This is a genomic window from Sandaracinobacteroides sp. (genome assembly GCF_057137845.1).
The window spans coordinates 1-6,961 of the sequence record NZ_DBNHFX010000168.1; the positions used below are offsets into that span (position 1 = coordinate 1).

The following is a 6,961-nucleotide window of genomic DNA, read 5'->3' on the forward strand; positions in this document are numbered from 1 at the left end:
TAGCCAATGGATTGATTGATGCAATATGTCCGGACAAGCGGCTTGTGATTTTGTTATGAAAGTGCGACAAATCGGCAACGGCTGCGGATGCGGCGAACGCGGAGCTTGAGGGGGGTTCGATGCGGCACAATCTGATCGCGATCGCTGTTGCGGCGGCGCTGGCATGGCCGGGGGCCACGATGGCGGCCGAGCCTGACGGCGCCGAGGTGCTGCGGCTGGCCGCCGAAGCGCATGGCGGCGCGGACTGGGCCGGCGTTCGCACGCTGGTGCTGGAAGGGCATGCGGTGTTTTATGCACCCGACCGCCCGCAGCCGGCCAGCAAGGCCGACGACTATCGTATGTGGCGGGTGTTCGACCCTTCCCGCAGCAGCGCCCACGAGGCCGAGGGCAAGGTGCGCATCACCGCCCGGATGGATGGCCGCGTGCTGTTCGATGTCGGCTTCGACGGCACCACCACATGGACGGAAAAGGGCATAACGCCGCCTGCCGAAGCAGCGAAGTTCTGGGCGTCGAACTTCGGCTTCGGCATCGTCCGCCATGCGGCGGATCCGGGCTTCAAGGCGGTGCGTGCGCCGGATTCCGTGGTCGACGGGCACCCGGTCTGGATGGTGCGGCTGACCGATCCGAAGGGTACGGAAACGCTGTTCGGGGTCGACCGCGCCAGCCATGCGATCCGCTACATGGGGTTCGCCACCCCGCGCGGCTGGCATGAACGCCGTTACGACGATTTCGAGAAACTGGCGGCGCCGCGCTGGCTGCAGGCGCGCCACGTGACATTAACCTATAACGGCGTGAAGCAGAACGAGGTGTTCTGGACACGCACGCAGGTGAATGTGGCGGTCGATCCGTCGCTGTTCACGCCGCCCGCGCGCTGACGCGGGCGGCGCTTCGTTTTGGCCTATTTCCAGGTCCGCTTGTCCTTCAGATAGCGGGCGGCGTCCTCCAGCGAGGAGGGCTGGTAGGGCGTGTAGAGGTTGGGCGGGTAGGGCGCGACATAGGCGTCGAGCACGTCGCGCCAGACGGCCGGGTGCATCGTCGGCTGGCGGTGGCTGGCGCGATAGCTTTCGATCGGGATGCGGGCCATCACCAGTTGTTCGTTCGGAGAACGGGCTGCCGCCATCGGCTGGCCATCCGGCCCGTAGATGGTGGTGCCGCCAGCGCCGGTGTCCTCGAAATAGGGAGAGCCGGGTGAAATCGCATTGTTCACGACCGTGGTGTACACCCGGTTGTAGAGTGATGTCGCGGCGATGTCGGTCGGGTTGAAGCCGCCGGTCGCGGTGCGCAGGATCACTTCGGCGCCCTTGATCGCCATGGCGCGGAACAGTTCCGGTTCGTTCTGCGCCGAGCTCATGGAGAAATTGCCCAGTGGCGTGCGGACGACCGGCAGCACCGCGTCGCGGCCATACATTTCGACATAGCGGTCGAGCACGTCGTAGACGGTGGTGGTGAACAGTTCGACCTGGCCGCCGAATGCGCCCTTGATGTTGCGCACCTTCCATTCCCGCGCGAGGATTGCGCCGTCCGGGCCGATCATGGTGGTGATCGAAAGCGCATGGCCCGGCCAGTCCGGATCGCGCGCGTAGGAGCCGAACACCAGATAGCATTTATGTTCGCGCGCCTTTTTCGACAGCGCTTCGGTTTCCTCTCCGGGGATGTCGATGGCGACTTTCAGCGTGTCTTCGCGGTTCCAGCCCATGCCGAAGCCGGTGATCGGAAACTCGTGGAACTGGATCAGGTCGGGCGACGGGCCAAAGCCGAACGAGGCGTCGATCAGGCCGATCATGTGCTTCAGATTCTCGGCCCGGCTGGCCTTCACGCGCGAGAGATCGACCGGGATCACCCGCGATTGCGCGGCCCCCAGCGTCCACGCCGGTTTGGCCAGCGGCACCACCGGATAGCGGCCGTTCGGATCGACGTGGAGCGGCGCCTTTTCCGCACCGGCGGCGCTGGCGGATGTGGCGATCGCGGCGGCGGCACCCACAGCGCCGGCCGCGCCCAGCAACGCGCGCCGTGAAATGTCTGTCATCTGGTCCTCTCCCGACTTGTCAAAAGTTGTCCGGACAGGATGGCAGCGGGGGGCTTGGCCTGCAAGCCCCTTCAGGGGGCGCAGTCGATGCAGAGCGTCGCCATCGGCAGGGCGTTCAGCCGGGCCGGGGCGATATCGGTGCCGCAGTTGGCGCAGACGCCATAATTGCCATCGGCAATCCGTTGCAGCGCGGCGCGGATGTCGCGGCCTTCGTCGACGCGCACCGCCTCGAGACCTTCTGCGGTGTCGATGTCCTCGATCTGCTTGGCCTGTTCCTCGAAATCGGCGTCGAGCGACTGGGTTGCCTCGCGTTCGAGCTTTTCCACCTCTTGTCCCAGATCATGCAGCCGCGCCTCGAGGCGGGCCTTCAGGGTGGCGAGGTCGGCGGCAGCGATCATGGTGCACACTCCTTCACTGGGGGCGATGGGGCCAGGTCCGAGGGTGGGCCGCAGCCGCACATAGGTCAAGCGGAACCGTGCCAGGCGCGGAAAAAGCATGTGGTGAGAATTGCCAATTAGTTAGTGAAGTATCCCATTCATATGCAATTCATTCATCGTGCATACAGATCGATTGATCGCCGAAAACATTTAACACCTTGATAAAACGCCATTTCATTTTTTCGATCAAGGTTGGCACGGCAGATGCAATGCCCCCTGCATCAACCCGAGTGCAGGAGAACGACGATGACCAGCTTTCAAACCAACAGCAACCTCAACACCGCCATGCTTGCCATTGTGGCCAGCGCGATTTCCCTTTCCTTCCTGTCGGTTCCGGTGAAGGCCGCCAGCGAGCCGGTATCCTTTGCCAAGGTCAGCCTTGCTTCGCATTCCGGCCGCAGCGCCGTCGATCATCGCCTCGAAGCAGCGGCCGAACGGGTCTGCGCGGCGGGCGGTCTCGACCGGCACAGCCTGGTGGAAATGAAGGACTATCAGGCCTGCGTGACCGGCACCCTGGCCAAGGCCCGCGCCGACCTTGCGGCGGTGCGCACCGAAACCCAGATGGCTTCGCGCTGAGCCATCCATCCAGACGCAATCCGCCGGGGTTATCCCCTCTCTCTCCCGGCGGGTGCTGCCCCGGTGGCCGAACAGTCCTCGGCCACCGGGGCTTCCCTTTGGGTGGTTTTGCAAAGGCGGCCCCATGGTGGCAGGGTGCAGCCCCAGCCAGCAACAGCCGAAGGAGAGAGGGCCATGCCAGCCGATGGCGTTACCGACAATCAGGCGAAGCGCCGCTATGAACTGGTGGTCGATGGAACCACTGCCTATGCGGAATATGTGCTGGTGGATGGCAGCATCACCTTCACCCATACCATCATGCCGGAAGCCCTTGGCGGGCGCGGCATCGGCGGCCGGCTGGTGAACGCTGCACTGGATGACGCCGAAGCGCGCGGGCTGAAGATCGTGCCGGAATGCTCGTTCGTGGCGAAGATGGTCGAACGGCGCAGCCGCCGCTGACGCGGGGCTGGCCCCGGCCTGTCATCCCCGGCGAAGCAGCGGCCCGAGATAGTGGCCGGTGAAGCTGGCAGGGGTTTCGGCTACCATTTCCGGCGTTCCCGCAGCCACGATCGAACCGCCGCCCGATCCCCCTTCGGGGCCGAGATCCAGCACCCAGTCGGCGGTCTTGATGACTTCGAGGTTGTGCTCGATCACCACCACGCTGTTGCCCTGATCGACCAGTGCATGCAGCACTTCCAGCAGCTTGCGCACATCCTCGAAGTGGAGACCGGTGGTCGGCTCGTCGAGGATGTATAGTGTGCGCCCGGTGGCGCGGCGCGACAGTTCCTTCGCCAGCTTCACCCGCTGCGCTTCGCCGCCGGACAGGGTGGTTGCCTGCTGGCCGACGCGGACATAGCCCAGCCCCACTTCTTCCAGCATGCGCAGCCGGTCGCGGATCGGGGGGACTGCGTCGAACAGCTTCACCGCGTCGGTGACGGTCATGTCCAGAACGTCGGCGATCGAGTGGCCCTTGTGGTGCACTTCCAGCGTTTCGCGGTTGTAGCGTCGGCCGCTGCACTGGTCGCAGGTGACATAGACATCGGGCAGGAAGTGCATTTCGATCTTCAGCACGCCGTCGCCCTGGCAGGCCTCGCAGCGGCCGCCCTTTACGTTGAAGCTGAAGCGGCCCGGCTTGTAGCCGCGCGCCTTGGCTTCGGGCAGCCCGGCAAACCAGTCGCGGATATGGGTGAAGGCGCCGGTATAAGTGGCCGGGTTCGAGCGCGGCGTGCGTCCGATCGGCGACTGGTCGATGTCGATCACCTTGTCGAGCTGTTCGAGGCCCTCGATCGCATCGTGCGGCCCGGCGTGCTGCCGGGCGCCGTTCAGCATCCGCGCGGCGGCGGGATACAGCGTATCGACGACGAGGCTGGATTTTCCCGATCCGGAAACCCCGGTGATGCAGGTGAAGGTGCCGAGCGGAAAGCTGGCGTCGACGTTGCGAAGATTGTTGGCCCGCGCGCCGCTGATCCGCAGCATCTGGCCGTTGCCGGGGCGCCGGGTATCGGGCAGCGGCACCTTGCGGCGCCCGGAAAGATAGGCGCCGGTCAGGCTGTCGGCCGAGGCGAGGATATCATCCAGCGTGCCCTGCGCGACGATTTCGCCGCCCTGTTCGCCCGCACCCGGGCCCATGTCGACCACATGGTCGGCGGTGCGGATGGCGTCTTCGTCGTGCTCGACCACGAGGACGGTGTTGCCGAGGTCGCGCAGGCGCTTCAGCGTTTCCAGCAGCCGGTCGTTGTCGCGCTGGTGCAGGCCGATCGACGGTTCATCCAGCACATAGAGCACGCCCGAAAGGCCGCTGCCGATCTGCGAGGCAAGGCGGATGCGCTGGCTTTCGCCGCCGGAAAGCGTGCCCGACGCCCGGTCCAGCCCGAGGTAGCCGAGGCCGACATCGACGAGGAAGCCGAGGCGTTCGTTGATCTCTTTCAGGATGCGGGTGGCGATCTCGCGCTGCTTGGGGTTCAGCGCCGCATCCAGCCCGAGGAACCATTGTGCGGCTTCCGCGACCGGACGGGCGGTTGCGTCGCTGATGGTTTCCCCGCCGACCTTTACGGCCAGCGCCTCGGGCCGCAGCCTTTTGCCTTCGCACACTTCGCAGGGCGCACTTGCCTGATAGCGTGCCAGTTCCTCGCGCATCCATGCGGATTCTGTTTCGCGCATCCGCTTGTCGAGGTTGGCGATGACGCCGTCGAACGGCTTCATCACCTCATAGCGTTTGCGCCCGTCCTCGAACACGAGGGGGATCGCCTGGCCGCCGGTGCCCGACAGGATCGCCTCACGCGTGGGGGCGGGAAGTTCGGCCCATGGGGTGTCCATGCTGCCGCCAAGCGCCGCCACCACCGACGACAGCACCTGCATGTAATAGGGCGAGGGCGGCGACGACTTCGCCCATGGCGCGACCGCCCCCTGTTTCACCGAAAGCTGTTCGTTCGGCACCACCAGTTCAGGCGCGAAAAACAGCTTTTCGCCAAGCCCGTTGCAGGCCGGGCAGGCGCCTTGCGGGGCGTTGAAGGAAAACAGCCGGGGCTCGATTTCGGGGAGGGTGAACCCCGATACCGGGCAGGCGAACTTTTCCGAAAAGGTGATCGGCTCTCCGCCGTCGGCCGGCTGCACGACGGCAATGCCTTCGGCCAGTTTCAGCGCCGTTTCAAAGCTTTCGGCCAGACGCCCGGCGATATCGGGCCGGACCACCAGCCGGTCGACGACCACGTCGATGTCGTGCTTCAGCTTGCGGTCTAGGGCGGGGGCTTCTTCGATGTCGACGACGTCGCCGTTGACGCGCAGCCGCTGGAAGCCGGCTTTTTTCCACTCGGCGATTTCGCGCCGGTATTCGCCCTTGCGGCCGCGCACCACCGGCGCCAGCAGCATCAGTCGGGTGCCTTCGGGCAGGGCCAGCACCCGGTCGACCATCTGGCTGACGGTCTGCGCGCTGATCGGCAGGCCTGTTGCCGGGCTGTAGGGGATGCCGGCGCGCGCCCACAGCAGGCGCATGTAATCGTAGATTTCGGTGACGGTTGCCACCGTTGAACGGGGGTTGCGGCTGGTGGTTTTCTGTTCGATCGAAATCGCCGGGGAAAGCCCTTCGATGTGATCGACATCGGGTTTCTGCATCAGTTCGAGGAACTGGCGGGCATAGGCGGAAAGCGATTCCACATAGCGGCGCTGGCCTTCGGCGTAGATGGTATCGAAGGCGAGGCTGGATTTCCCCGAACCGGAAAGCCCGGTGATGACGATCAGCCGGTCGCGCGGCAAATCGATCGAGATGTCTTTCAGATTATGTTCGCGCGCGCCGCGGACGGAAATCCTGGTCAGCATGGGCAGGGTTCTAGCTATGTTCCTGCCACACGAAAAGGGGCGTTGCGCGCGAATTCGCGCTTTCATGGAATAGGGCGTTAATTTCTGTCAGGCTCTAGAATCGTGAGCTACACCAGTAGCAAAGGGAAGCTGCAATGGAGATCGCGGAAATGAAGCTATACGTGCACCTGTCGTATCCGTTGCCGTCAAGCCGTGCCTTGGCTTTGGACAACGATGAGAACAGCAGGCCCACGCCATGGCGATCGCTCGTATGACCATCGGCGGATACGTTGGATTCGCTTGCTACTAGTTAGCAAACAGGTAAAGTGGCTCTGTAAGTTCGTTCATGGGGAATGAGCGCGCATTAGGGGAAGATCAAAGCTAAGATCACAATACAATTTTTCGCAATATTGCCAATAAATATTCTGACAAATATGGCGGGCCAGTCGCTTGAATCTATGCTAAATGAAAATATATCGACCAAGCTTAGCAAGTAGGGAGCAAGGCGTCATGCATTTGGATACCAGTGCAGAACTGATGGCACGTATTGTGGCATCGATAGTGCCGGTACGGGATGCTATTCCGCTTCGACAGGTGCTGGCCGAGGATTTTCCGCGTGATTGTATGCACCTGCCAATTGCTGGAGGTT

General features: G+C 63.7%; 6 protein-coding genes. 3 read left to right on the forward strand and 3 right to left on the reverse strand.

Going from position 1 to position 6,961, the window contains the following annotated elements:
* The first annotated feature begins 119 nt into the window (after positions 1-119).
* Positions 120-875, forward strand: a complete 756-nt coding sequence (locus tag AC16JP_RS09715) for a hypothetical protein (RefSeq protein ID WP_484340414.1) — start codon at positions 120-122, stop codon at positions 873-875.
* A gap of 23 nt (positions 876-898) precedes the next feature.
* Here AC16JP_RS09715 and AC16JP_RS09720 read toward each other — a convergent pair whose 3' ends face one another.
* Positions 899-2,026 (reverse strand): nitrilase-related carbon-nitrogen hydrolase, encoded by a 1,128-nt coding sequence (locus AC16JP_RS09720; protein WP_484340415.1) that lies wholly within the window; start codon positions 2,024-2,026, stop codon positions 899-901.
* A gap of 71 nt (positions 2,027-2,097) precedes the next feature.
* Positions 2,098-2,424, reverse strand: a complete 327-nt coding sequence (locus tag AC16JP_RS09725) for a TraR/DksA family transcriptional regulator (RefSeq protein ID WP_484340416.1) — start codon at positions 2,422-2,424, stop codon at positions 2,098-2,100.
* Positions 2,425-2,709: 285 nt separating this feature from the next.
* Between AC16JP_RS09725 and AC16JP_RS09730 the strand changes: the two genes are divergently transcribed.
* Together AC16JP_RS09730 and AC16JP_RS09735 are read left to right on the forward strand one after the other, a co-directional pair.
* Entirely contained in the window at positions 2,710-3,039 is a 330-nt protein-coding gene (locus AC16JP_RS09730; protein WP_484340417.1) for a UrcA family protein, read from the forward strand.
* Positions 3,040-3,213: 174 nt separating this feature from the next.
* The gene (locus AC16JP_RS09735) at positions 3,214-3,477 is read left to right on the forward strand and encodes a GNAT family N-acetyltransferase (RefSeq protein WP_484340418.1); all 264 of its coding nucleotides are present in this window, start codon (positions 3,214-3,216) and stop codon (positions 3,475-3,477) included.
* A gap of 21 nt (positions 3,478-3,498) precedes the next feature.
* Here the strand turns inward: AC16JP_RS09735 and uvrA are convergent, their stop codons facing one another.
* On the reverse strand, positions 3,499-6,333 hold the full coding sequence (uvrA, locus tag AC16JP_RS09740) for an excinuclease ABC subunit UvrA (protein ID WP_484340419.1): 2,835 nt from the start codon (positions 6,331-6,333) through the stop codon (positions 3,499-3,501).
* Positions 6,334-6,961 lie beyond the last annotated feature (628 nt).